Origin of the sequence: Pseudoalteromonas marina (genome assembly GCF_000238335.3) — a bacterium.
Taxonomy (GTDB): Bacteria; Pseudomonadota; Gammaproteobacteria; order Enterobacterales; family Alteromonadaceae; genus Pseudoalteromonas; species Pseudoalteromonas marina.
The window spans coordinates 1,029,764-1,055,963 of sequence record NZ_AHCB03000005.1 but is presented as its reverse complement, the minus strand read 5'-3'; the positions used below and the strand labels follow the sequence as shown (position 1 = coordinate 1,055,963).

Here is a 26,200-nt window from a genome sequence, read left to right as displayed (position 1 = left end):
ATTAGGTTAACTTAATGTTGTGTTTATAAAAAAAGAATAATAAATTTTGCCTATGTCGAACAGTATCGATACCTCTAAAGCGCTTGAAGTAAAAACAGATCAGCTAAGTATCATAAATCAGTTTTCATCAAGCCTATTACAGCTAGACACCTTAGATGAGCTATTTGAATATGTAACGACTCAAGTTGTAAATCGTCTTGGGTTTGTTGACTGTGTTATTTATCTCGCTGATGAATCAGCCTCTAAACTCAATCTTGTTGCTTCTATGGGAATCGATCGCCAAAGATATAAGTACAAAGCCCAAAGAAAAGTAATTGATTTTAATGAAGGTATATCAGGTTTTGTTGCAACAACAAAAAAAGCAATAATTTTAGGCGATGTCACAAAAGATAGCCGTTATATTGCAGACGAACGCCCTGCTCAATCAGAGCTTTGCGTGCCTCTTGTATACAAAGACCGCATTCTAGGTGTTATTGATTGTGAACACCCAGCTATGAACTACTTTACTAATGCACACCTTGAAATATTAACAACAGTGGCACACCTTTTAAGCGCTAAAATAAACCAAGTTAACATGGTAAATAGCCTGCAATCGACTGTTGAGCAGTTAAATGACGCGCAAAAGCTTGAAAATAGTCTTCTTCAAATAGCCAACTTAACCTATAAAGCCAGTGACTTAGATACATTTTTCGAATCTTTGCACACTATTATTAATAGCTTATTAAGGGCTGATAACTTCTTTATTGGCCTTTACGATAAACAAATCGACATCCTTGATATTGTTTACATTGTTGAAGCTGGAATACAAACAAACACACATCAAAAAATCTCTAAAGAGCAACTCAAAGACACCGCGTCTTACTTTTTATTGCAAACTGACCAAGCGATGTTATTGACAAAACAAGACTACATTGATCATATAGAGCAAGGTCATTTTAAATTAATTGGTCGTCAAGCCGAATCTTGGCTAGGTGTACCATTTAAAGCCAATGAACGTATGAGTGGTGTCATTGTTGTGCAAAGTTATCATGAGGCACATCATTATAATGAGCACGATAGTGCTTTGCTTACCTATGTGAGCAGGCAAATAAGTATGGCAATAGATAGGCAGTTAGCTAGGCAGGAGCTTGAACACAAAGCTTTACATGATGGATTAACTGGGCTTGCTAATCGTTCATTACTTATTGAACGAATAAAGCATGCAATTTTACGCTTAACGCGTGTAAAAAAAGGCACTGTTCATGCCCTACTTTATTTAGATTTTGACCGCTTTAAAAGCATCAATGATGCGCTCGGCCACGAAGTTGGCGATCACTTTTTAATTAAAATTTGTGAGTTGATCAAAGGTACAGTTCGTAACACCGACACTTTTTCACGCTTGGGTGGCGACGAGTTTGCTATTTTAATGGAAAACATTACACATCGTAATCAAGTTAAAGAGGCACTAGGGCGCATAAAAGAAGCACTTTCTAAACCAATAAATGTTGATGGCCATTTATTGCAAGCCTCTACCAGCATAGGTATTGCCTATACTGATAATGTTGACGATAAAGCATACCTGTTACTGCAACAAGCAGACGCCGCTATGTACGAGGCTAAATCAACAGGCCGCGGACAAGTTAAGTTTTTTAACAACACAATGAGAAAAAAGCTTAAAACACACGCCGACATAGAAAACGACCTACAGCACGGTATTGAACACAACGAATTTGAACTCTACTTTCAGCCAATTTTTACAATCTTAGATAACCACGTTATTGGCTTTGAAGCACTTGTTCGTTGGCACCACCCTAAAAAAGGGTTTGTTTCACCTAATGACTTTATTCCTATTGCTGAAAAAACAGGCCAAATAATCAACCTGGATTTACATCTACTCGACTTAGCTGCACAGCATATTTCAAAGTGGCACCAACAAGGTCATCGTTTCTTAAAAGTGACAGTAAATGTATCATCGCGTCATTTTGCAAGCCTAGATTTTGTAGCTCAGGTCCACGCTATCTATAACAAATACCAATTGCCTTTAGGTTCTTTGTGCTTAGAAATAACCGAATCTGGATTAATAGAAAACTTAGAGCTCGCCACACAAATTATCGAAGGGCTCTCACCTCTAAAAGTAAAACTATGTCTTGATGATTTTGGAACAGGTTACTCTGCGCTAGGCTACTTACACCAGCTCCCCATTCATATTCTGAAGATCGATAAAAGCTTCATCGATCATGTACAAGATTCAACAAATCCCTTGGTTGAGGCTATTTTGTCACTTGCTAAGTCGTTAAAACTTGAAGTTGTTGCTGAAGGAATTGAAACCACCGGACAGCTAGAGACTTTGCAAACTACGCATTGTGAATACGGACAAGGTTATTTAATGTCAAAACCAGTTCCAGCAAAAGAAGCTATATTACTAATTAATCAACCACTTTAGCCCCACATCTGTAAAGTTAAGGCTTGGGGCACTTAGAGCGCGGCGCGAGGTATATAACCCAGTGGGATAAATAAATACCCAGCAACAAAGAGCAAATAGCCCCATAAATAACCCAGAGGGCAGCATACTTTTGGGTTTGTTGTTCGTTATTGCCTATTTATTAGGAATGACCACAATACATAAATTATGTTTGCTTGCATGACAAACTGACAGCTGTAAAGTCAATCACCAAAGATCAACCTTCATATACTCCAAAGTATTTTTATTTTCTACAAAGGTCACTACTTTTCTATCTATTAGCGTTAGTTAACTAAGCAAGTTAAAAATTTTTTATACCAGCCCCTTTACCTTTAAACATGAAGTAAATTAATACAAGTAGTAAAAAAATCGGCTTTAATCTAGTTACTTACGCTAAACTATAAAAACATTAATCAGTAAAACTATATTTATTAGCTTAATTTAGACGTCTAGACGTTGAAACGTTTTTTATATAAGCGTAGTATTGAAAAATAATGAGCACTACTCAAATTTTCCATGAGAATTATTAAAGATGATTGGTATAAAACACTTAAAAACTATTGCAACCCTTAAAGAAACCGGTTCATTAGTGAATACTGCCCGCGAATTATTCTTAACTCAGTCGGCTTTATCACATCAAATTAAAGACTTGGAAAACAAGTTAGACTGCCAGCTGTTTGAACGCAAAACGCAGCCTGTGCGTTTTACCCCGCAAGGCATGTTATTGCTTGAGTTAGCCCACGAAATACTGCCGAAAATTGAAGCAACTAAATGTCGTTTAAAAGAGAGCCTTAATCAGCCAATTTCACAATTACGCTTAAGTGTTGAATGCCATGCTTGTTTTCACTGGCTACTTCCAACAATTAAAGATTTTAATAACTTTTGGCCAGATATAAAAATTGATTATGAACGTGGTTTTAGTTACGACGCAATTCCAGACTTACTTAACGATGAATTAGACTTAGTACTCACATCAGACATTCGTGAACCCGATAAGCTAGAGTATGCCCATTTATTCGACTTTAAGTTAAAATTAATTGTTGCACCTGATCACGATCTTGCTAAAAAAGCATACGTTACAGCGTTAGACTTAAAGAATGAAACCATTATTTCTTACCCTATTCCGCGCGAACGCCAAGATATATTTAAACATTTCATTCAAAATGCACGTTTTGATGGGACGTTAAAAAACGTAGATCAAGGACTACTAATTTTTCAGCTAGTCAGTGCTGGAATGGGTGTAGCTGCATTACCTGATTGGTTGGTTACACCATATGAAAGCCAAGGACTCATCAAATCGATTCCACTAGGTGCGCTAGGTTTAACTCGACCAATGTACTTAGCGATGAAAAAAGATATGAAAGATAATCCTGTATATCGCCACTTTTTAAATACGTGTAAGTTAAATAACGGTCGATAAACTACCCGTTAATGAGTAACATAACTTAAATTATTGCTTTTATGTTGCTCATTATGTTCGCTTTGAAAAAGTTACTTGGCGGCTTGCTTATGCCGCTCCCTTTACTTGGTCTTTTTACATTTATAGCTTTGTTTTTAGCATTCAAGGGTCGCAAGTTTTCTTTAGTAATTGCATTTTTTGGACTTTCAACATTGTTGGCAATCAGTACACCGTTTGTTGCTAACCTGATTTTAAAAAACAACGAGCCGACAAGCCTTTCTTTTCACCCTTCAAAACACCCAGAATTAGACAAAATAGTAGTACTTGGCTGCGATATAAATCCTAACCCTGTCTTAAGTGCCAATAACCAATTAGGTAATTGCGCGCTAACCCAACTAGTTGAAGGAGTCAAACTCGCTAAATACTACCCAAAATCACAGCTTATTGTTTCTGGCGGCGGTTATGAGAATATTACTAACAGCAGCTTGATGTATCAAACTGCCATTGAGTTAGGCATCAATAAAAATAGGCTTTTGCAAAACCCAAAGGCAATGGATACAGCGCAAGAAGCTGCGCTACTAGCGCCTAAGCTAGTTGATTTTAAAGTAGCGTTAGTAACTTCGGTACTGCATATGCCCAGAGCCCAGGACTTGTTTTCGGCCCAAGGTGTAACAAGCATTCCTGCAGCAACTGACTTTCACAATTTTGCAGCGCTTCCTTTTCATAAACAGCTCGTTCCAAATGCGCAAGCACTACTAGCCGTAACGCAATACAGCCATGAAGTTATAGGAACAACGTGGATAAAAGTCCGTCGATGGCTAGACCCTGAGGCACTTTAAACAACTTGCAAAAAGCCACCTGCTAACTCGTAAATTTGATTTGTTTACAATGAATGTTTGTCGAGCAAGAAAATAAAATATCAATACTTTAAGATATGTGGGTAAAGCTCTTCACTAGATTTTTTGTTAAACAATAACGTCACTTTACTGTCGTTGTTTTGTAGGTGGGTGTTTTGTCCAAAGCCGATAGAGTATAACTAAAAATATCCCCAACAATAATATACTCAGTGCGGTTAAGCTCTCTACACCTATAGACTCAAATGTAGCTCCAAAAGTATAGCCTCCGCCAACTAAAATAATGACCCATAAAGCAGCTGAACAGGCATTTAAGGTGCTAAATAGGGGCCAAGATATATCGGTTAGCCCTACAGGGAGCGCTCCAATTGTGCGCATACCTTTAGGGTATCGATATAAAAAAATGTAAGCCATGCCGTAACGGTTAGCAAGCGCACTCGCTGTTTGAAATAGTTGACCAATTTTATTAGGTTTTTCAAGCCATGAAGTGCCATAAGCTCTTGCAAGAGCAAACCGTATCTCATCGCCAATATACCCTCCCATAAAAGTAGCTAAAATAACTAATTTAATATCAAGCGCGCCGGTCTGAGCAGCATAACCTGCAAATAAAGGTAACCAGCCGCTTTTCAATGCACAATAGCCAAATAGCAATAGGTAAACAAATAAGCCGTACTGCTCAAGTAGAGCTAAAACACCTTCCATTGCGGTCCTTATAAGGTCATTTTTAATAAAACTAGAAATACATAACGAATTAAGTAAATTAAAAGCTCTTTATGAGAGACCAAACCACTTACCTTACTTTTACAACCGATTTATTTTATTCGCTTTCATTTAAGCAGTGTATATAAAGAAAGCGTGTCTACTTCCCTTGCTCTGAACACTTTCAATTTATACTCAACTCGCTAGACAACAAATTTAAACACGCCCTCACTTCAATATAAGTAAATAAAGTCTATTAGAGCAGAGCTTGTACACTATCCGTTGTCGCCCCTATTTAACTGGCGTTAAATTCAAGGCTTTAAATTTTAAAATATAACGAGTACTAAAATTAATAATCTTAAATATCACAGTAGCTTAAACAGGATTATCAATATCAATAAAGCTAACCTCAAAACCGTACTCCAGGGCAAGTAGCTCGCCCAGAGCTTTTATACCGTAGCGTTCGGTTGCATGATGCCCTGCTGCAAAAAAATCAATATTTTGTTCTCGTGAACTATGAATAGTTTGCTCAGACGCTTCACCTGTTAAATAAGCGTCAATACCTTGCTCCGCAGCTAAATCAATATAACCTTGACCTCCACCAGTACACAGCGCAATAGTTTGTATTTTACTTGAACGAACTAAGCTTGTGAGAGGGGCTCGATTAAGCACCTTAGCTATTTTTGATGCAAATTCATCTCCACTTAGCGCTGTTTTAAGGCGCCCTTTCACTGCTACACTGTTAGCAACAGGCTCAAGGCCTTCTTGAATTTCAATATCTAATAATTTTGCAAGCTGCGCGTTATTACCAATCTCTGGGTGAATATCTAAAGGGAGGTGATAAGCAAATAAATTAATATCGTTAGCCAATAAGGCGCCTATTCTCCGCTTTTTCATCCCGGTAATAGGTTGAGACTCGCCTTTCCAAAAATAACCATGATGGACCAAGATAGCGTCTGCTTGCTCATCAATTGCAGCGTCAATTAAAGCTTGGCTCGCTGTTACTCCGGTAACAATTTTTTTTATTTCATTTTTACCCTCAACTTGTAATCCATTTGGGCAAAAATCCTTAATATTGTGAGGCTTTAAAATATCATTTAATAATTGGTTAAATTCTTGACGTTGCATACGCGTAACCTTACTTTGCACTGAATTTTGTGCAAATTTTGGCGTTTATTGCTTTAAAATGGAAGGAAAATCGCAAAAAATTGAAAAACTGATTCAAAATAGGTATAAATAGCTTCTCTTTATCTGTGTTCACAACGTATAGGGTCTCTGATGAGCAAACTAGACAAAACAGAAGTACTATCTGCCTTTGAAGCAGCGTATGAAGCTGCTAATGGTAAAAAACCTGAAATTACAACTAAACCAGGCTGGTACAGCATCGATGGCGGAAAAAACTTACGCCTAGCTGACGTAGCTGAGCTAACTAAAGAATTAAGCAGTGGTAAAGCAACACCGGCACCTGCTGAAAAAGCGCCAGCTAAAAAAACTAAAACCAAAAAAGCTGCGCCTGTTACTGCTCAGAAAAAAGCGCCATTCACTGTGGTTACACAAAGTGAAGATGGTTACACCGCAGAAGAATTGTGGATTGTAATCCTAGCGCGTAAAGATCATGACTGTCGCCTACCGCGCGGTGTTGTTTAATCAACATTAATGATTTTAAAAGAAACCGCGTTAAGCGGTTTTTTTATGCCTGCTGTTTATAATTTGTAAAATAAAAAAGCGGCATAAAAGCCGCTTTTTAAAGACGTTAATTAAAATTCTTACTTTTCAAAATAAAGCGGCTGGCGTGCTTTTTTGCCAACCTCATTCATCGTTTCTGCATTAAATAAACGACCATTAATCATTGTATAATCAACCTTATCAGAGCTGCGAATATCAATTAACGGATCACCATCAATCACCATTAAATCAGCCAGTTTACCCACTTCAAGCGAGCCTACGTTTTTATCAAGCCCTAAGTACTTAGCTGGATCGAGTGTTGATGCGCGTATGGCTTCTAGTGGCGTCATGCCGCCTTGGGCAAACATCCACATTTCCCAATGTGCGCCTAACCCCTCACGTTGACCATGCGCTCCTAAGTTAACTAAAACACCTAAGTCTTGTAGCTCAGCCGACACACGTGCGTTGTTAAAATGATTATAGTGATGATCGGGTGCTTTAACACGACGCATAGAACGCGGCAGCAACTGATTTTGAGGCACAAACTTACTTAAACGAGGGTGATTCCACACGTCAGTTTTATCATACCAATAGTTTTCACCCCATATACCACCATAGGCAACAACAAGCGTTGGTGTGTAACCCACATCACTTTGTGACCATAATTGTTTTATATCATCGTATATGTTTTCTACAGGAATGGAATGCTCAATACCTGTATGCCCATCAACCACCATGCTCAAATTATGTTGCAGTAGCGAACCGCCTTCTGGCACAACCATCATTTCAAGTTCGCGACCTGCTTCAACGACTTGTTGGCGCTGCTCACGACGGGGTTGATTGTATGATTTAACACTAAAAGCACCGACTTTCTTTAAGCGTTCTAAGTGAAATTTAGCATCTTCTAACGAATCAATATGCGAGGTATAACCCGGCATATTAGCCCCATACAAAATAGTTCCTGTAGAGAAAATACGCGGACCAACAATCATGCCTGCTTTTTGCATTTCGCTTGCAGTGAATATTTCGGTGGTGTCGTTAGAGGGATCATGAATGGTCGTAACACCTAAAGCTAAACCTGCAAAGTTTTTCCAATTTTGCTGAGGAATTATTTCATTGCTCCCTTGAGAACCATGAGCATGGGCGTCAACAATACCCGGCATGATAGTTTTACCAGTAACGTCAATAACTTCTGCATCTTTTGGTATGCTTAACTCAGAAGCTGGGCCCACAGCTTTTATATGCTTGCCATCAGTAATTATTACTCCGTTTTCAATGACTTTATCACCATTCATCGTAATAATTTTACCGCCAGTTAAAGCAATCATGCCTTTTGGCTCATTCACCTTCTTACTGAATCCGATGTTTTCGCCATTTTTAACTTTAAAATCAGCGTCGCTTTTACTATTAATCGCAAATACACCGTTTAAACTTGCATGGTAAAGCTCAGGCCCTAGTGTCCAATAAAGTTTGCTGCTATCGGCACTCCAGCTAATACTTTCACCAGCACGCACAGATAGCTGCTCTATAGGGAATTTACTGTCTTTAGGTCCAATATTTATGGCCTTCCCACTTTCAACTAATGGCGTTACATACACTTTAAATCGCTCAGCAAAAGCAAGATACTCCCCATCTGGAGATACTCTAAATTCAGTAGCATGCTCAGATTCATAAAGTTTAGATACTTTTTTGCTTTCTAGCTCTACAACACTCAGCGATGGTTTTGGCCATGGGCTCATTACAAATACACGGTCGTTGTCAGCCCCAAACTGTGGTTGATATCCACTTTTAGAAATCAGCTCACTTTTACCGCCTTTTGCACTAACGCTATAAATACCTGGGTTCAATGACCATTTAGGATTTAAAATACTGCCACCGCTAGCTTTACGGTAGACAACCGTTTTACCATTCGGGCTAAACGTTGGTTCTACATACTTGCCTGGTTCTTGTGTAATTGTGTCGCCTCGACCACTGCGAGAAGATACAACGCGCACTTGGCCTTGCTTGTTATCGTTCCACGTGGTGTAAACTATTTTTTTACCATCGCGAGAATACTGCGGAAATAATTCAAAATGATCTGTTTGTTTTGTTAAACGCTTAATTTTTCCAGATTCTAAATCGCGTTTATAAATATAACCTAACGCTTCAAAAATAGCGGTTTCACCGTCGGGGCTTACTTGCACATTACGTAGCATTTTTACGTCAAATTCATCAGTGTCTAAATTTTGAGTAAAACGAAGCGCTGGTTGAATCTTTTTAGTGGTTTCTACTTTAAATGCAATCGGGGTAACTGATTTGTCAGTCACGTCAACAGATTGAATTTTACCACCCGCCCAAAATACCAATTCTTTATTATCGGGTGTCCAGGCAATTGTAGGATATACGCCGTGAATAGCCCACGTTTCTTGCATGTCACGCTCTAACTTATCGTATACCTGAGTGTGCTCACCCGTGCTTAAATCATAAAGATACAAACTAGTTTGAAAGTCGTCTCGCTTAATGTAAGCAAGCGTTTTTCCATCTGGCGATGGAGTTGGTCTAATTGCGCCACCCATACCATCAATAATTGTTTCTATTTCACCTGTTTCACGATCGTAGCGCTTAATTTTATATATACCCGCTACAGAATCCTTCGAATAGTGAAACGTTTTGCCTGGTGTAGCATCATGAGAAAAATACACATAACGCCCATCAGGTGAAAACATTGGCTCACCTAAATCTTTTTGGTCGTTCTCGCGTTTAGTCAGCTGACCCCCTTTACCACCCGCTTTATGGTATAGCCATACTTCACCAGCACCAAGTGAACGACTAGCCGTAAAATGTTTACGCGCCACTAAAAAATCGCCATCAGGGCTCCACGCTGGACTATTTAACAGTCTAAACGTTTCGTTGGTTACTGCACTTTGGTTTTCACCGTTTAAATCCATAACCCAAATATTGTCGCCGCCACCTTGATCAGAAGTAAACGCAATGTGTTTACCATCGGGGCTAAAACGAGGTTGCATTTGCCATGCTATATCAGAGGTTAATTGTGTTGCAGTACCGCCACTCATTGGCATTGTGTAAATGTCGCCTAGTAAGTCAAATACAATGGTTTTGCCATCTGGGCTAATATCAATATTCATCCATGTGCCTTGTTCTACGCTAATTTTAGCGTCAACAAATTGCCCTTTAGGAGAATCTACTTGCCATTTTTGTTCATCTTTTTTATCGGTTGATTCAGCATGTGCTTGCCCAAGAGCTAATGACACTGACAAAGCCAACGCCGTATGCAGCAATTTCTTCATAACTTTCTCGCTTATTATTGTTGCTGTGTGTTTTAACCGATTGCAACAAAAACAACCAAAAGTTACCAGCGTTATTTGATAAAGCGCAGTTTATTACGTTTAATGCCAAGAAATGGGGTCAAATTGATAGTAGTTAACCAGCATTCTATATATTTCTGGATCGTAGCGCCGTAACTCTGCTGGTTTTTCAATAAAGGTTTCGGTGATCACCGCAAAAAATTCGGCCTCGTTTGTTGCGCCATAACTATGAATAACGTGAGGCATACTATACGCCACATGACTTTTAAGCTGCGTAAAGGCACGACTAAATACCCTTGCCCACTCTTTATAATCCGCCGAGCTTTTTAAAAGTGGCGTACCTGTTGTTTTACCTGTTTCCTGATCTAACTGATGAGCAAATTCGTGAAACACCAAGTTATGCCCATCACTGGGTAAGCGGCTTCCTTCTAATACATCATGCCAACTGAGTACCAATGTTCCCCCAGGCCACGATTCACCTTGTCTCACCGTATTATGATAACTGACTAAACCAGCACTATCGTGCGTGGTTTGCGGTGCGTAATAAGCACTTGGGTACAATAGTATTTCTTTTACATTAATATAAAGAGGCCACGGCTTGTTAAGCACGAGTACGCAGGCATCAGCAGCCACAATAAGTTTCATGGCAGGTGTGAGCTTTAATCCATCGCAGCCAATAAAGCGCTTTTCATTTAAAAACCAAACAATATGTCTCTCAAGTTTGGCTCTATCAGCATCCGTCATCTTTCGGTAAATAGGCATACAGCGCAGTAAGATATCTTTTTGCTGAGAGCTTAAACCCATACGTTGATACTTATTGCGCCAAAGGGAGGCTTGGATAGAAGGCCATTGCCAAAGTATCGCCACAAATAACACTAAAACACCAATTAACAGTCCATTTATCATGGCAATACCCTAAACATATATATGCCTTTATAAATATGTTCACCGGGATGAATTTTCAACTGCTGTGGTTATTATAGATTTTTAAAATACTTTTTTTACTACCGTCATTTACATTTAAAATGATCACACTCAGCTTGTAACACCTTTACAAAGCGCGCAACGTGTAGACCATCCATTAAAGAGTGATGTACGTCAACAGACAGTGGCATCGTGCCAGCTTGTTTGTCGTATTGACCAAATACAAATTTAGGGATCCCTAAACTTTGCCCTTCGCTAAATGCATGTGAAAAAGCGCTAAAATTAAGCCATGGTAAAACAGATATATGAATTAAATCAGCTTGCCCCTCTGTATTGGCAAATGCGTCGCTAAATAGTGAGTTTGACTTAGATTGTTTACTTACTTTGTCGCTATTGGCTGAGAACTCTTTGAAAGAGCCCAAATAATCAAAATAACTAAATACAAAGCACTCGTCTTCATCAAGTTCAACAACACTTGCACGGATGCTTGTAAGTAACCAGGGCTTGGATTCTATAATTCGTAACATAATTGGTTCATAAGCGAAGCAAGCTTTTAGTGTGCAATAAACATAGGCTTGAAAAAACGATATATTTTGATCCTTACAGTAATCAAACAGTGTTTGTGCGTTTAGCTGAACACACACATTAAAGTATGGCTGGGTAAAATTTTTAAATAGTTCAAAATGTTGTTTACGAGGCCAGCTATCAAAGTCGATAGGCTGCATATTCGAAGTTGACGTCATTATACATACCACACTTAATTAAAAATAAAGTGTAACGTTGTTTCATAAAAATAGCATTAATAACAAAAAAGGGGACGCAAATGCATCCCCTTTCTTCAAGACCTAAATATAAATCTAAAGGCCATTTTGTATTATTTCTTGAGCAAGCTCATCTGCAATTAAGTGCGTCGATTTTTGCTCTTTTTCGCTGCGAGCAAAAATTTCTGTTAGCGTATTAAAAATACCCTCAACGTGTTTATTAGAGGCCTCAACGGTATAACCTTCTGGGGCAGTTTCGTAATAAACATTAATAATACCCCCTGCGTTTATAACGTAATCTGGCGCATACAAAATGCCTTTTTCACGAATAATTTCACCATGGCGTGATTGTGCTAACTGATTATTAGCACAACCAGCAATAATGGTTGCTTTAATACGAGGTATAGTGTCATCGTTTATGGTTGCGCCTAATGCACAGGGTGCATACACATCTACATCTAAGTCATAAATGTCATCAATACCAACAGCTGTTGCACCAAAATCGTTAACAACACGATCAATTGCAACCTGGTTTATATCTGTCACAAACAACTTAGCACCTGCATCAGCTAAGTGCTTACACAAGCCGTAAGCAACAGCCCCTAAACCTTGTACAGCTACTTTTATGCCCGAGAAGTCTTGGTGGCCGCGTTGATGCTGCAGTGCAGCTTTAATACCTAAAAAAGTACCGTATGCAGTAAAGGGAGATGGGTTTCCACTTTTGCCTTCAAGGCCAAGAACGTAATTTGTTTCTTTGTTCATTAAAGCAACGTCGGCACACGTAATATTGACGTCTTCTGCTGAGTAATAGCTACCATTTAAACGCTCTAATTGGCGACCAAATGCACGAAAAAGTTGTTCCGATTTAATGTCTTTGGCGTTACCAATAATGACAGATTTTCCACCACCAAAAGGAAGGCGCGCAACCGCATTTTTGTAAGTCATCCCTTTTGATAAACGCAAAACATCATACACTGCGTCTTCATCTTTAGCGTAATCCCACATTCTACACCCACCAACAGCAGGCCCCAACTTGGTACTATGCACAGCAATAATTGCTTTTAAACCTGACTCTTTGTCAGAACAAAAGACTACTTGTTCATGGTTATCAAATTCAACTTGATTAAACACAGCCACTTAAAATACTCCGAAAAATTGACCCGTGAGAGGGTGTACGCGCTGGAAATTGTCGAGACTTTACCACTTCAAGATAGTGTTCGCCACACATCAAGATGATAAAGCTAACAAACACCAAGTGATTAAATTAAATAATCAACTTATAACTTATTAACAAATAAAAAATTTAAAATAAATTACAAAAATAGACATTAAAACTAAAATAACACAAGGGTACACCTCTTTACGTTTACGTTAGCGTAACCATTGATTTTTCCGTAAAGTTTTTAATACATCCACCATTAACACGCAAGCAATTGTTATTTAATGATTTATATTTATATAAACAATTACCACACAACTGGTAAGATCAGTTTTCACTCAATATTGATGATTTTAAAATAAAAAAGCGAGCACATGGCTCGCTTCATAAACAAAGATAACAATTACTTTAATTTGCTATCAAGCTCAGCAATTTTTGCCTTCCAAATCGCAGGACCTTGCGTATGTGCATTAGCACCTTCGCTATCTACAGCAACCGTTACAGGCATGTCTTCAACTTCAAACTCGTAAATCGCTTCCATACCTAAATCTTCGAACGCAACTACACGCGCTTTTTTAATCGCTTTAGATACTAAATACGCAGCACCACCTACAGCCATCAAGTAAACAGATTTATGCTCTTTGATTGATTCAACCGTTGCAGGGCCGCGCTCTGCTTTACCAATCATGCCTACAATACCAGTTTTTTCTAGCATCATATCGGTAAACTTATCCATACGTGTTGCTGTAGTTGGGCCTGCAGGGCCTACTGCTTCATCACCAACAGCGTCTACAGGGCCAACGTAGTATATAAATTTATTATCAAAATCAACGCCTTCAGGTAAGCCTTCGCTAGAGTTGATCATGTCTTGCAAACGTTTATGCGCTGCATCACGGCCAGTTAAAATGGTGCCTGAAAGTAAAACGGTTTCACCCATTTTCCATTCTTGAACATCATCTTTCGTTAGCGTGTCTAAATTTACACGACGTGTCCCCTCGCCTACTTCAAAAGTCACTTCAGGCCAATCCTCAAGCTTTGGCGCTTTTAAATCAGCAGGACCTGAACCATCCAAAGTAAAGTGCACGTGACGAGTTGCTGCACAGTTAGGGATCATCACCACTGGTTTTGAAGCTGCATGGGTAGGAGCGGTTTTAATTTTAATATCAACAACCGTTGTTAACCCGCCCAGGCCTTGTGCACCAATACCTAGTTTGTTTGCACGTTCGAATATTTCTAGGCGAAGCTTTTCTTCTGTAGTTTCCGCCCCACGATCCATAAGCTCATGGATATCAACCGGATCCATCAATGACTCTTTAGCCATTACTGCAGCTTTTTCTGCTGTGCCACCAATACCTATACCCAGCATGCCTGGCGGACACCAACCAGCACCCATTGTAGGCAGTGTTTTTTCTACCCAGGCAGCAACATCGTCTGAAGGGTTTAACATAACCATTTTACTTTTGTTTTCAGAGCCGCCACCTTTTGCTGCAACCATGACTTCTACTTCGCCACCAGCTACCAAATCGATGTGAACAACCGAAGGTGTGTTATCTTTTGTGTTTTTACGAGTACCAGCAGGGTCTGCAACAATAGAAGCACGAAGCGGGTTATCTGGATTCAAATACGCACGGCGAGTACCTTCATCAACCATTTGTTGAACTGTTAAGTCTGTTTTATCCCACTTAACATCCATACCCACTTTTACAAAACACGTAATAATACCTGTATCTTGACAAAGCGGACGCTTGCCTTCAGCCGACATACGCGAGTTAATTAAAATTTGCGCAATAGCATCTTTAGCAGCTTTACTTTGTTCTTTGTTGTAAGCTTTTTCTAATGCTTGAACAAAATCAAGTGGATGGTAGAACGAAATATATTGCAATGCATCTTCAATGCTATCAATAAAGTCTTGCTGACGGATTGTACTCATAATGGTTCCTTAAGTTAGCTTTACGCTTAAGCGTAATCTATACCAAACCGGTGACGGTGGTTTGTACTGTTTTAATTACAACGTTGATTTTATACTAAACGCTGCCAAAAAAATTTGACTTATGATACCCTCCCAGCCCGTTTGGAGCCAGTTCTTATAGGGGTAGTAAATGCTAAACAATAAAAATAATTGTATAAAATTATCAATAACACAAAATTGTATTGATGTATTTTCGCATTTTTCTCATCTGCCTCATGCCATACTGCTCGACTCTGCTAATAGCGACCATGTAAATAGTCGCTACGACATAATTTCCATAGAACCTGAACACTTGCTTGAAGTGAGCGATAACAAAACATTATTCAATGGCGAGCCAAGTGAGCTAACCTGTTTTGAGATAATGAATACCCATTTGCTCAAACTCAGTAACACAAAAGCACCTTTTGAATTGCCCTTTAATGGAGGTTGGCTAGGTTATTTCGGCTATGACTTGGGTCGTACAATTGAAAAAATGCCAACCATAGCAGAGCAAGATATACACTTACCGCAAATGGCTGTAGGCCTTTATTTAGATGCACTCATTTTTGATAGACAGCAAAATGCGTGGTTTTATGTTTCACAGCCACATGTTGAAAGACGCGCGCTTTACGAGAAATATCTAGCATCAACTCCGATTGACGCCAAATTTGAGTTAACGTCTGAGTGGTTTTCTAATATGAGCCAAACCCAATACGCCAAAAAGTTTGCTGTAATTGAAGACTATTTAAAAAGCGGTGATTGTTATCAAATTAATCTAGCGCAGCGCTTTAAAGCCCAATATAGCGGTGATCCTTGGTCAGCGTATATTAAATTACGCGAAGCTAATAAAGCGCCTTTTTCAAGTTTTATTAATCATCCTGCAGGCGCTATTTTGTCAATTTCGCCTGAGCGCTTTATATCGATTCAAAACAATATTGTAGAAACTAAACCAATAAAAGGGACACTTGCACGTAAAGCTGACGCCCACGAAGATAATGCACAAGCGTTAAAACTTGCAAACTCATCCAAAGATCGCGCAGAAAACGTGATGATTGTAGATTTACTTCGTAACGACTTGGGTAAAGTAGCCAAACCCGGCAGCGTTAAAGTGCCTTCTTTATTCGCAATTGAAAGTTTTCCGGCCGTACACCATTTAGTAAGTACAGTGACCGCCGAACTCGATATCAATAAAACAGCAGTTGATCAACTCGAGGCTGCTTTTCCTGGTGGATCCATTACTGGAGCACCCAAAATTCGCGCGATGGAAATTATAGAAGAACTAGAGCCTCATCAGCGCAGTGTTTACTGTGGCTCTATAGGTTATTTAAGTGCCTGTGGTAATATGGATACAAGTATTACTATTCGAACTTTAGTTTGTTATGAGCAGCATATTTACTGTTGGGCCGGAGGCGGAATTGTCGCTGATTCTAAAGTCGAATTGGAATACCAAGAGACTTACGATAAGGTAAATAAAATTTTACCTTTATTAAAGAGTAGGTGATCTTGAATAGTGACTTTATTAAAACGCGTTTTCAATTAAGCCCAACCGCTGCGCCAAATCAAATAAAAGACTCTCGAAATAAACGCGCCAGTGCCGTTATGCTGCCCATTATAGATGTAGCTGGGCATGCACATATTTTACTGTGTAAGCGCCCTACTTATTTGCATCATCACCCAGGTGAAATTTGCTTACCCGGTGGTAAATTTGAGGCAAGCGACAAAACGCTTCGTACAACGGCACTACGTGAATTGAAAGAAGAATTAAACATTGCGCACAAAGATGTAAATATCCTTGGCAATTTACCAGAGTACTCCACCTTAACTGGGTTTAGTATTCGTCCCTACGTATGTGTTTTGAATAAAAATACGCAGTGGGTAAACGATCACAATGAAGTACAGGCTAGCTTTTTACTCTCCTTGGATGAATTAAGTACTGAAGCTAACTGGCAACCTTTGCCATTTCAACGTTTTGGTAAAGAAATCACCCTGCAGGGGTTTGTTACCCCCCATGGGTTACTTTGGGGAGCAACTGCTAGCATTATAAAAAACTTTACAAAACAACTAGCCTTACCAGTTTAAATCTTCGTTAATAATAGTTACATGCTAACAATTCCGCGTTATTATGCTCGACCGTTCAAAGAGCAGCCTCGGGCTGAGTAAATTAATAAGAGACACACACTATGATCAGTGCATTTGATATGTTTAGCATTGGTATTGGCCCTTCGTCATCACACACCGTTGGCCCAATGCGCGCATCACGCTTATTTGTTAATGAACTCCATGAAAAACAGCTATTGAAAAGTGTTACCGATATAAAAGTAGAGCTATATGGATCGTTAGGTCAAACAGGTATAGGTCATGGTTCTGGCAAAGCTGTTGTACTTGGCTTAGCAGGCTATGACCCAGAAACAATCGATGCCGATTTAGTCGATGATATTTTATTAACTATCGAGCAAGAACAAGTTATTTATTTAAACCAAACACACAAAGCCAACTTTCCTAAGCAAGGTGCTATTGTTTTTCATCGTCGTAAAACGCTCCCAAAGCACTCTAATGCAATGGAGATTATTGCTTCAAATAATGGTGAAAAGCTTTATAGCAAAGTGTACTACTCTATCGGCGGCGGCTTTATTGTTACCGACGAAGAATTTGAAAACGAAAAGCAAGCAGCGCTCGATATTAGAGAAGAAAACCCAGCGCCATACCCTTTTAGTAGCGCAAAAGAGCTACTTGAAATGTGTAAAGACTCAGGCCTGAGTGTATCTAGCTTGATGATGAAAAACGAACGCACACTTCGAACCGAAGACGCTATAAAAGATGAGTTATTTCATATTTGGCAAGTAATGAAAGCCTGTATTGAGCGCGGAATGCGTACTGAAGGAATTTTACCTGGCGGTTTAAAAGTAAAACGACGTGCCCCCAGCCTATTCTTAAAACTGAATATCGAGGTGAGCAACGATCCACTCAGAGCAATGGATTGGGTCGACCTATTTGCACTTGCCGTTAATGAAGAAAATGCCGCCGGTGGACGAGTGGTAACAGCCCCCACTAATGGTGCTGCAGGCATTCTACCCGCTGTACTTATGTACTATCATACATTTGTAAAAGAAGTAGACCGCGACATTGCCACGCGTTATTTACTAACAGCCGCTGCAATTGGTATTTTATATAAAAAAAATGCGTCTATTTCTGGTGCCGAAGTGGGCTGCCAAGGCGAAGTGGGTGTAGCGTGTTCAATGGCCGCCGGAGCATTAACTGAAATTGTGGGTGGCAATGTTGTACAAGTTGAAAACGCAGCTGAAATAGGCATGGAGCATAATTTAGGTTTAACGTGCGACCCTGTTGGCGGCTTAGTGCAAGTTCCTTGTATTGAACGTAATGCGATGGGGGCTATAAAAGCCATCAATGCTTCTCGATTGGCAATTCGTGGTAGTGGCGAGCAAAAAGTATCACTTGATAAAGTAATAAAAACCATGCTTGAAACAGGTAATGATATGAAAACAAAATACAAAGAAACCGCGCGCGGTGGTTTAGCCGTTAACATTATTGAGTGTTAGGCTAACCTTAAACAAAAAAACCGACTATTAATAAATAGTCGGTTTTTGTTATCAGACCCAGTGCTACTTTACAGGTAACTCTATATCTTCAAATAACTTGTCTACATCATCTTGATTACGTAATAAACTCGCGCGCTCCACACGCTCTTTTGTTAAATGCGGCGCAAATCGTTCTATAAAGTCATACATATAAGTACGTAAAAAGCTGCCTTTTCTAAAGCCAATTTTTGTTGTGCTAGCTTCAAATAAGTGACTTGCATCAATGCAGACTAAATCAGTATCAGTGATTTCATCAATCGCCATTGAAGCCACTACCCCTACACCAAGCCCTAAACGAACATAGGTTTTAATTACATCGGCATCAGTCGCCGTAAATACAATATGCGGCTCTAACCCATGGGCGCTAAATGCTTTGTCTAATTCAGAGCGACCCGTAAAACCAAATACATAAGTAATTAGCGGGTATTCGGCAATATCTGCTACCGTTAAACTATTGGCTTTTTTAGCAAGTGGATGATCCTTTGCAACAACAATACTGCGATTCCAATGATAACAAGGCAACATAACTAAATCAGAGTATAAATGAAGCGCTTCAGTTGCAATGGCAAAATCGGCATCGCCCCTTGCTGCGGCATCAGATATTTGTTGCGGTGTACCTTGGTGCATATGCAATGATACTGCAGGGTATTTTTTCATAAACCCCTGAATCACACTAGGTAAAGCATAACGTGCTTGAGTGTGCGTTGTTGCTATATTGAGCTTACCTTGGTCTGGTAATGTGTGCTCGTTAGCTACTGCTTTTATACCTTCTACCTTTGAAAGTATCTCACGCGAGATATTTATAATATCTTCACCGGCACTAGTTACATGCGTTAAATGCTTGCCACTTCGCCCAAAAATTTGAACACCTAACTCATCTTCTAACATACGTACTTGTTTAGAAATACCAGGCTGTGAGGTAAATAAACTCTCAGCCGTTGCTGAAACATTTAATTTATGATTTTGTACTTCTACTATGTATCTGAGTTGTTGTAATTTCATGGTTGCATTTTTACGTTGTAATTTATTATAAATAAAGGCAATTCTATAAAGCTAGATCAGTTTTACTGGTAGCGTTGATTAAGCTTATAGCGTGCATTTATCGAAGTGGTGCTCAAGGCTAGCATAATAAATATACTTGAGGTAGCCAAGATTAGACGAATTAATCTCATAGTCCTTATATTTAACGACAGTTAATTTACCTAATTTGAAGTTAATTCGCGCAAAACTACCCCGATGGCTTATATTTAATGTAATATTAAAAAATTAGGTTATGAATCCGAGAATTACACCATGATCGTGTCTATTATAATTGTCCTTATAGTTGCTTTGGTTGTGATTGCACTTTGGGTAAGTGCTGTTCAGCAACACAAAGAAAAACAAGAAAATGAGCGCCGAAAAGAACTCACAAAACAAAAGGCGATCATTGAAGAAACTGAAGAAGCATTAATGAACCAGGCTAATATTCCGCTATCTGAAAACGTTATTAGGGTTCTACAAAGCCGAATTGCCGAAGCACTCAAAACAATGGTTACGCATTCGCCAACCTCAAAAGCACTAAAGAGCCGTTTAGAAGAAATGAAACAGCATCTCTCTAACCCGGTGCAAGGAACCAGTAGTGAGTCATTAGCATTACCAAGTAACGACAAACAGCTTGTTGCGCTAATTCAAGGGATTAAAAAATTACGTGTGATCCTACGTTCTGAACACACTAAGGGCCGTGTTAATAGCCAGGTATTTACAGGCGAAGACAAACTACTTGAGAAATTGCAGCTTAAAATAAATATAGAAAGCCAAATTAAACGCGGTATTTCGGCACGTTCTGCGAGTATGGTTGGCTCTGCTAGACAATATTTTGAAAAAGCCTACGCAACGCTTAGTGCAGTGCCTTATTCAGACGAATATGTAAATGCTAAACGTCAAGAAGTGGAACGTTACTTAGAGGAAATTAGCGTCGAGCTAAAAGCATCTAACGCAAGCGCCCTAAAAAAGAAAAACGAGCAAGAACAAGACGATTTAGATGTGCTGTTTGCTCCAAAAAAGAAATGGTAACAGCAGCTTTCCACTGAATAATAAAAAAAGCCCATACTGTGCATGGGCTTTTTTAGCATTAAATTTTATAACCGAGAGTTTAGCTTCCCCAACAGGGATAAATCACATAACGTCGCTGGTAGTTATATATCAAAACAAAACTTTGTTATTTATGATAAAAACGCGAATTTAACAATAAATAACACTGTTAATATCCATACACTAATTGTTATTTCACTGCGTTTACCACAAAGCAACTTAACCGCCGTATATGAAATAAAACCAAGCGCAATACCATGCGCAATTGAAAACGTAAGCGGCGTCATTAACAGCACAACGGCTACTGGAATAGCGTCAGTCATATCGTCCCAGTCCACAAACTTTAGGTTTTGTAACATAAGTACAGCAACATATAAGATTGCGCCCGCTGTTGCATAAGCTGGTACCATATTAGCTAACGGTGCAAAGAACATCATTAGCAAAAAGCAGCAACCAACTACCACTGCAGTTAAACCTGTACGCCCACCAACAGATACACCCGCCACTGACTCTATATATGATGTGGTTGTTGAGGTACCTAACATTGCACCTGCAATGGTAGCTGAGCTATCGGCACTGAGTGCACGTCCTAAGCGTGGCATGTTTCCTTTTTCATCTGCAAGACCAGCCTTTTGCGTTACGGCTACAAGAGTACCTGACGTGTCAAACAAATCGACAAACAAAAATGCAAAAATAACACTAAGCATTGAAAGTTCTAAAGCAGCAGCAAAATCCAACTGCATAAAAGTAGGTAAAATTGAAGGCGGTGCAGCAATAATTCCTTGGTATTCAACTAAACCTAAACCAAGTGAAATAGCTGTAACCGATAAAATACTGATCAACACTCCACTTTTAAAATCACGATATAACAATGCCGCAATAATAAAAAAGCTAAATATAGCCAGTAACGGTCCCGCAGATGTTATGTCACCCAGCTGCACAAATGTAGCGGGGCTTGCCACAATAATACCTGCATTTTTAAGTGCTATTAAGGCTAAAAACGCGCCAATGCCTGTCGCAATAGCCCGTTTTAACACTAATGGAATGGCATTTATTATCCATTCTCTAACCTTAAATAAACTTAATAATAAAAATATACAACCCGACATAAATACTGCGCCCAACGCAGCTTCCCAGGTGTATCCCATACCTAATACAACGCCATACGTAAAAAAGGCGTTTAACCCCATGCCAGGTGCTAAAGCTAATGGGTAATTGGCCCATAACCCCATAATAAAACAACCTATTGCAGCAGCAATACAAGTAGCAACAAAAGCAGCACCTTGATCCATTCCCGCTTCTGCTAACATCGCAGGGTTCACGAATACAATGTAAACCATTGTGATAAAAGTAGTCATTCCGGCGATGCATTCTCGACGAACCGTGGACCCATTTTCGTTAATTTTAAATAAAGCTTCTAACATAATGAACTTAAGACAATAAAAAGTAGCGAGATTTTATCATAAAAAGTATATTTTTCAGGACATTTTACCTTGCGATATACTAAACTATTGAAGTAGTTAACTATACCGAATGACAGCATATGATAAAAACCACACCAACAGGTTATGATTTAGAACAACAATTAGACAACATTTTGTCTTTTGTGACACAGCCAGGCGATACTAATTCGTCGCCTGAAAATGATAGCTCTCAACAAAGTACGCTTAATAAGGCGCTATATTATTTAAAAAATAACCAGCCTGCTTTAGCTGCAAAGTGGATGCGTTTATCGGCAATGTCTGGTGATCATCGAGGGCAATTTTATTTAGGCTTATTTTTTGTAAAAGGCCAAGGTGTTCCACAAAGTGTATTTCATGGAGTCGCTTGGCTTAGCTTATCGAGTAGCCAGGGTCATGAGCCAGCTACAGCTGCGCTTGCTGATTTGAGAAAATATATAGAAACAAAGCGTTTTAAGGATGCACAATGTTATGCGGCCAGTTTATATGAACAAATTCATCAATTACAATATGCCCATTTAATTCCCCCTGCTCCTTAGAAAAAGTCCGAAACTTAGCTCGTAAAAGTACTGTATACAGTACAGAGCTATAATTTAAATTTATAAAAAACGTAAGCAAACCTTTTTAACCTGTATAAAAAACACTCACCCACTAACATTCCAATTTAAATAAAAGCGATAAATATCAACAACATAAATATTAAAATACATATCCTTAAAAATAGAATATAAATTTGTATAAAAAAATAGCAAAAAAACACTTGCGCCATAACACTGTATAAACTACTGTATACATGTACTGTATATAAACCCAGTGAGCGAGATGATATGTTACAGCCTATAACCGTAAGAACAGTAAAAAGCTATCAGCAAGACGAACTATCTGATTGTGTTAACGTGATTCAAATTGAAGATGATATATCGGCAACGTTTGAGCTGTTAAAGGTGCTACACCAGTATAATAGTTTAAATGCTTGGACTTTATTAATCGCACCAGACCATGTTCCTAGTAAAGCTTTGCTTGATTCATGTTCAATAGACACAAGTAAACTATTAGTCATTAGGCAAAAACATTTAGTAAATTTAGAATATGTACTGCGTAGCGCACTGCATAATGGTAACTTTGCAGCGGTCATTACATGGACTGATATGTTAAACAATCAGTTATTGAGCAACTTATCGCTTAACTTAAGTAACACAAAAACAAAGTTATACTGTTTTACTAAAAATTCTGACGTACTTGATATACCTTACATACAGCAAGCTTGCTAAAATGATGTTTTAAATCTTATGTAACAATTATGAATTATTTAAATAACAACACTTGCTTTTGTGGAAACCAAAAAAATTACGAAGATTGCTGTGAACCACTGCTATTAGGTGATAAACAAGCAGAAACACCCGAGCAGTTAATGCGCTCTAGGTATACAGCTTACGTACAAAAAAATGCTAAATACGTATACCAAACATATGCAAGTGAAAAGCAAGCTGAAAACCCTGTAAATGAAATTAAAGAATTTGCGACCAGTTGTCGATTTGTAAGCTTATCTGTTATTGAAACAAACAGCGATGAAAATAAAGGGGTCGTTGAGTTTAAAGCTACCTATTTTTATCAAAACCTATATTGTGTGTTACATGAGCGCTCTCAATTTATAAAAGAGCAACACCAGTGGCGATATCTCGATGGTATTATATTTCCGGTCGCTGATATGAAAGTTGGCAGGAATGATGATTGCCCTTGTGGCAGCGCAAAAAAATACAAAAAATGCCATAGCGCGTAATCCCCTCTTTTTAAGTGAAGTACATTATTTACTTCACTCCGTTGCTAATTAAATACTCACATTTAATGCATGGCTTCGTAAATTTATTAAACACAACTCCCTTTATAACCTTTTAGATTTAGTACTAACTCTATTAATGAAGTGGTTAATATTGAGGGAAAAGGTAGCATTAATAACAATTTAACAGTTAAAGCCCTAAAACGATGAAAAACACTTTGAACTAGCTCAAAAGAAAAAAGCTTGAAGGTAATCTATAGGCATAAAAAATGGGCCAATGGCCCATTTAAATAATTTGATATGCACAAATATTACTCGTCGTTATCAAGGTCTAGCTGTTGACGCTGTGCAGGTTTTGCCAATATTTCTAAGTAAAAAGACATCAATTCTTGCTTTTCAATATCGCTAATACAGTTGCTGATTTCAGCTACATGAACCACTTGCGCATCTTCAACCGTTTTACCAAACTTACAGTCAAATGCCCAGTAATCTGCATCTTCTGGTAGAGTTTTGTTGCGCTCTCTTTTCAAATATTTTTTCACTTCATGCTTTGCAGCATCAACCATACGAGGGTATTTGATTTTCTCGTGATTTAGCGTGAATGTTTTCTTCATTACGTTCCTAATTACCTTGGTTTAATGATAACGGCATTCATGTCATACCATTTGTAGCCATTATAGCAATTGCATTTAATTTTTGGATGCTTTTTTTACATTAAATCAATTTTTAGTCAATTCGGATTTGGTGCAGTCGTAAAATTTAATCAGTGATGGGTAGTGTAACTAGACACTATTTGATGAAATCATAAATTATGCCATCGTCAAATGTAATGGTTCACGCTGATTTACGTCTGTTAGAACGTCATAAAAGCCTGCGACATCCATTTTTGGATTATCTATTTCTATTTCGTCTTTTTGTAAACGTCTTCGCACAGCAAGTTCACAATTATCTATAATGGGTAGGGGTATGTGGTTTACATCATCTCTAATCGAAAAGGGCTCAGGGTTTAAACACTGATTTAGCTTTATATCGGCCATGCCTTTATTCTCACCAACCAAAGACAAACGCTGTGCATTAAACTGCCCAATTAGCATATTAAATTCACTGGGTGCTAATGGCTGCTTTGGTCCTGCTCCTAATTGCTCTCTTAACTGCGCTTCTTGAGTTGTGTTTTCTTCAATTTCAGTTTTAGGTAAATGAAATTGACTAAAATCTAAAGCATCTTGTGAAAGCATTGCCAACAGCAATGAAAATTCACCACGGCGGTCTGCATGTACACTTTGGTTTAACCGAGTACTTAATTGCTGCTCTGTGATTAACAAATCATCGATTTGCATAGACTTTAGCCGATTGGAATGAGTAATGAATATTTATCGGCTTTATTTAAATTTTCTTTAGCTTTTTTCTTTACTTAAAGGCACATTTTGCTATTATCAGCGCCGTTGCATTGGAGGGGTTCCCGAGCGGCCAAAGGGATCAGACTGTAAATCTGACGGCTCAGCCTTCGCTGGTTCGAATCCAGCTCCCTCCACCACTTTTCTTACCGCTAAGTTAAGTGGGGCCAAATGTAACAAAAATAGTGTGGAGGGGTTCCCGAGCGGCCAAAGGGATCAGACTGTAAATCTGACGGCTCAGCCTTCGCTGGTTCGAATCCAGCTCCCTCCACCACTTCTTCTATATTCCTATATTCCTATATTCCTATATTCCTATATTCCTATATTCCTATATTCCTATATTCCTATATTCCTATATTCCTATATTCCTATATTCCTATATTCCTATATTCCTATATTCCTATATTCCTATATTCCTATATTCCTATATTCCTATATTCCTATATTCCTATATTCCTATATTCCTATATTCCTATATTCCTATATTCCTATATTCCTATATTCCTATATTCCTATATTCCTATATTCCTATATTCCTATATTCCTATATTCCTATATTCCTATATTCCTATATTCCTATATTCCTATATTCCTATATTCCTATATTCCTATATTCCTATATTCCTATATTCCTATATTCCTATATTCCTATATTCCTATATTCCTATATTCCTATATTCCTATATTCCTATATTCCTATATTCCTATATTCCTATATTCCTATATTCCTATATTCCTATATTCCTATA

General features: G+C 38.5%; 22 protein-coding genes and 2 tRNA genes. 13 read left to right on the top strand and 11 right to left on the bottom strand.

Features of this window, described 5'->3' with window-relative positions:
- Positions 1–52 precede the first annotated feature (52 nt).
- The 3 genes from PMAN_RS05020 (at position 53) to PMAN_RS05010 (ending at position 4,678) form a co-directional block, all read left to right on the top strand.
- The gene (locus tag PMAN_RS05020) at positions 53–2,422 is read left to right on the top strand and encodes a bifunctional diguanylate cyclase/phosphodiesterase (protein WP_010557579.1); all 2,370 of its coding nucleotides are present in this window, start codon (positions 53–55) and stop codon (positions 2,420–2,422) included.
- Positions 2,423–2,972: 550 nt separating this feature from the next.
- Positions 2,973–3,860, top strand: a complete 888-nt coding sequence (locus PMAN_RS05015; RefSeq protein ID WP_006792376.1) for a LysR family transcriptional regulator — start codon at positions 2,973–2,975, stop codon at positions 3,858–3,860.
- Between the two features lie 41 nt (positions 3,861–3,901).
- Positions 3,902–4,678, top strand: a complete 777-nt coding sequence (locus PMAN_RS05010) for a YdcF family protein (protein ID WP_033035821.1) — start codon at positions 3,902–3,904, stop codon at positions 4,676–4,678.
- Between the two features lie 144 nt (positions 4,679–4,822).
- Here PMAN_RS05010 and PMAN_RS05005 read toward each other — a convergent pair whose 3' ends face one another.
- Complete coding sequence (locus tag PMAN_RS05005) at positions 4,823–5,395, bottom strand: DedA family protein (protein ID WP_006792374.1); 573 nt, start codon at positions 5,393–5,395, stop codon at positions 4,823–4,825.
- Positions 5,396–5,767: 372 nt separating this feature from the next.
- Complete coding sequence (locus PMAN_RS05000) at positions 5,768–6,520, bottom strand: Nif3-like dinuclear metal center hexameric protein (RefSeq protein ID WP_006792373.1); 753 nt, start codon at positions 6,518–6,520, stop codon at positions 5,768–5,770.
- 150 nt (positions 6,521–6,670) lie between these two features.
- Between PMAN_RS05000 and PMAN_RS04995 the strand changes: the two genes are divergently transcribed.
- Entirely contained in the window at positions 6,671–7,039 is a 369-nt protein-coding gene (locus PMAN_RS04995; RefSeq protein ID WP_008127699.1) for a hypothetical protein, read from the top strand.
- Between the two features lie 119 nt (positions 7,040–7,158).
- On the opposite strand, the gene PMAN_RS04990 is transcribed toward PMAN_RS04995, so the two are convergent.
- The 5 genes from PMAN_RS04990 to PMAN_RS04970 form a co-directional block, all read right to left on the bottom strand.
- Positions 7,159–10,344, bottom strand: a complete 3,186-nt coding sequence (locus tag PMAN_RS04990; RefSeq protein ID WP_010557577.1) for an amidohydrolase family protein — start codon at positions 10,342–10,344, stop codon at positions 7,159–7,161.
- Positions 10,345–10,443: 99 nt separating this feature from the next.
- Positions 10,444–11,268, bottom strand: a complete 825-nt coding sequence (locus PMAN_RS04985) for a M90 family metallopeptidase (RefSeq protein WP_010557576.1) — start codon at positions 11,266–11,268, stop codon at positions 10,444–10,446.
- A gap of 104 nt (positions 11,269–11,372) precedes the next feature.
- Positions 11,373–12,011, bottom strand: coding sequence for a CatA-like O-acetyltransferase (locus tag PMAN_RS04980; protein WP_168371075.1), 639 nt, complete (start codon positions 12,009–12,011; stop codon positions 11,373–11,375).
- A gap of 132 nt (positions 12,012–12,143) precedes the next feature.
- A complete protein-coding gene (locus tag PMAN_RS04975; protein WP_010557574.1) occupies positions 12,144–13,184 on the bottom strand; it encodes a Leu/Phe/Val dehydrogenase in 1,041 nt (346 codons plus the stop codon).
- Between the two features lie 425 nt (positions 13,185–13,609).
- Positions 13,610–15,136: a fumarate hydratase gene (locus tag PMAN_RS04970; RefSeq protein ID WP_010557573.1), complete on the bottom strand. Its 1,527-nt coding sequence runs from the start codon at positions 15,134–15,136 to the stop codon at positions 13,610–13,612.
- A gap of 169 nt (positions 15,137–15,305) precedes the next feature.
- Here PMAN_RS04970 and pabB point away from each other — a divergent pair, with 169 nt between their 5' ends.
- The 3 genes from pabB to PMAN_RS04955 all read left to right on the top strand — a co-directional run bounded on the left by pabB (position 15,306) and on the right by PMAN_RS04955 (position 18,711).
- The gene (pabB, locus tag PMAN_RS04965; RefSeq protein WP_010557572.1) at positions 15,306–16,655 is read left to right on the top strand and encodes an aminodeoxychorismate synthase component I; all 1,350 of its coding nucleotides are present in this window, start codon (positions 15,306–15,308) and stop codon (positions 16,653–16,655) included.
- Positions 16,656–16,657: 2 nt separating this feature from the next.
- Positions 16,658–17,233, top strand: a complete 576-nt coding sequence (locus tag PMAN_RS04960; protein ID WP_010557571.1) for an NUDIX hydrolase — start codon at positions 16,658–16,660, stop codon at positions 17,231–17,233.
- A 101-nt stretch (positions 17,234–17,334) separates the two neighbouring features.
- The gene (locus PMAN_RS04955) at positions 17,335–18,711 is read left to right on the top strand and encodes an L-serine ammonia-lyase (protein WP_010557570.1); all 1,377 of its coding nucleotides are present in this window, start codon (positions 17,335–17,337) and stop codon (positions 18,709–18,711) included.
- A 63-nt stretch (positions 18,712–18,774) separates the two neighbouring features.
- Here PMAN_RS04955 and cysB read toward each other — a convergent pair whose 3' ends face one another.
- On the bottom strand, positions 18,775–19,752 hold the full coding sequence (cysB, locus tag PMAN_RS04950; protein ID WP_006792362.1) for an HTH-type transcriptional regulator CysB: 978 nt from the start codon (positions 19,750–19,752) through the stop codon (positions 18,775–18,777).
- 291 nt (positions 19,753–20,043) lie between these two features.
- Between cysB and PMAN_RS04945 the strand changes: the two genes are divergently transcribed.
- Positions 20,044–20,802 carry a hypothetical protein gene (locus PMAN_RS04945; protein WP_006792361.1) on the top strand — a complete coding sequence of 253 codons (759 nt, stop codon included), beginning with the start codon at positions 20,044–20,046 and terminating at the stop codon, positions 20,800–20,802.
- A 149-nt stretch (positions 20,803–20,951) separates the two neighbouring features.
- Here the strand turns inward: PMAN_RS04945 and PMAN_RS04940 are convergent, their stop codons facing one another.
- Positions 20,952–22,244, bottom strand: a complete 1,293-nt coding sequence (locus tag PMAN_RS04940; protein WP_010557569.1) for an NCS2 family permease — start codon at positions 22,242–22,244, stop codon at positions 20,952–20,954.
- 119 nt (positions 22,245–22,363) lie between these two features.
- Between PMAN_RS04940 and PMAN_RS04935 the strand changes: the two genes are divergently transcribed.
- The 3 genes from PMAN_RS04935 to PMAN_RS04925 all read left to right on the top strand — a co-directional run bounded on the left by PMAN_RS04935 (position 22,364) and on the right by PMAN_RS04925 (position 24,060).
- Positions 22,364–22,819 carry a tetratricopeptide repeat protein gene (locus tag PMAN_RS04935; RefSeq protein WP_010557568.1) on the top strand — a complete coding sequence of 152 codons (456 nt, stop codon included), beginning with the start codon at positions 22,364–22,366 and terminating at the stop codon, positions 22,817–22,819.
- 288 nt (positions 22,820–23,107) lie between these two features.
- Positions 23,108–23,551: a SulA-like leucine-rich domain-containing protein gene (locus PMAN_RS04930; protein ID WP_006792358.1), complete on the top strand. Its 444-nt coding sequence runs from the start codon at positions 23,108–23,110 to the stop codon at positions 23,549–23,551.
- Between the two features lie 29 nt (positions 23,552–23,580).
- Positions 23,581–24,060 carry a YchJ family protein gene (locus PMAN_RS04925; RefSeq protein ID WP_010557567.1) on the top strand — a complete coding sequence of 160 codons (480 nt, stop codon included), beginning with the start codon at positions 23,581–23,583 and terminating at the stop codon, positions 24,058–24,060.
- A 308-nt stretch (positions 24,061–24,368) separates the two neighbouring features.
- On the opposite strand, the gene PMAN_RS04920 is transcribed toward PMAN_RS04925, so the two are convergent.
- Positions 24,369–24,671: a DUF6172 family protein gene (locus PMAN_RS04920; protein ID WP_006792356.1), complete on the bottom strand. Its 303-nt coding sequence runs from the start codon at positions 24,669–24,671 to the stop codon at positions 24,369–24,371.
- Positions 24,672–24,866: 195 nt separating this feature from the next.
- The gene (locus tag PMAN_RS04915) at positions 24,867–25,394 is read right to left on the bottom strand and encodes a VC2046/SO_2500 family protein (RefSeq protein WP_010557566.1); all 528 of its coding nucleotides are present in this window, start codon (positions 25,392–25,394) and stop codon (positions 24,867–24,869) included.
- A 112-nt stretch (positions 25,395–25,506) separates the two neighbouring features.
- Between PMAN_RS04915 and PMAN_RS04910 the strand changes: the two genes are divergently transcribed.
- Positions 25,507–25,591 (top strand) — tRNA-Tyr (locus tag PMAN_RS04910).
- Positions 25,592–25,640: 49 nt separating this feature from the next.
- Positions 25,641–25,725: transfer RNA gene (locus tag PMAN_RS04905), tRNA-Tyr, on the top strand.
- Positions 25,726–26,200 lie beyond the last annotated feature (475 nt).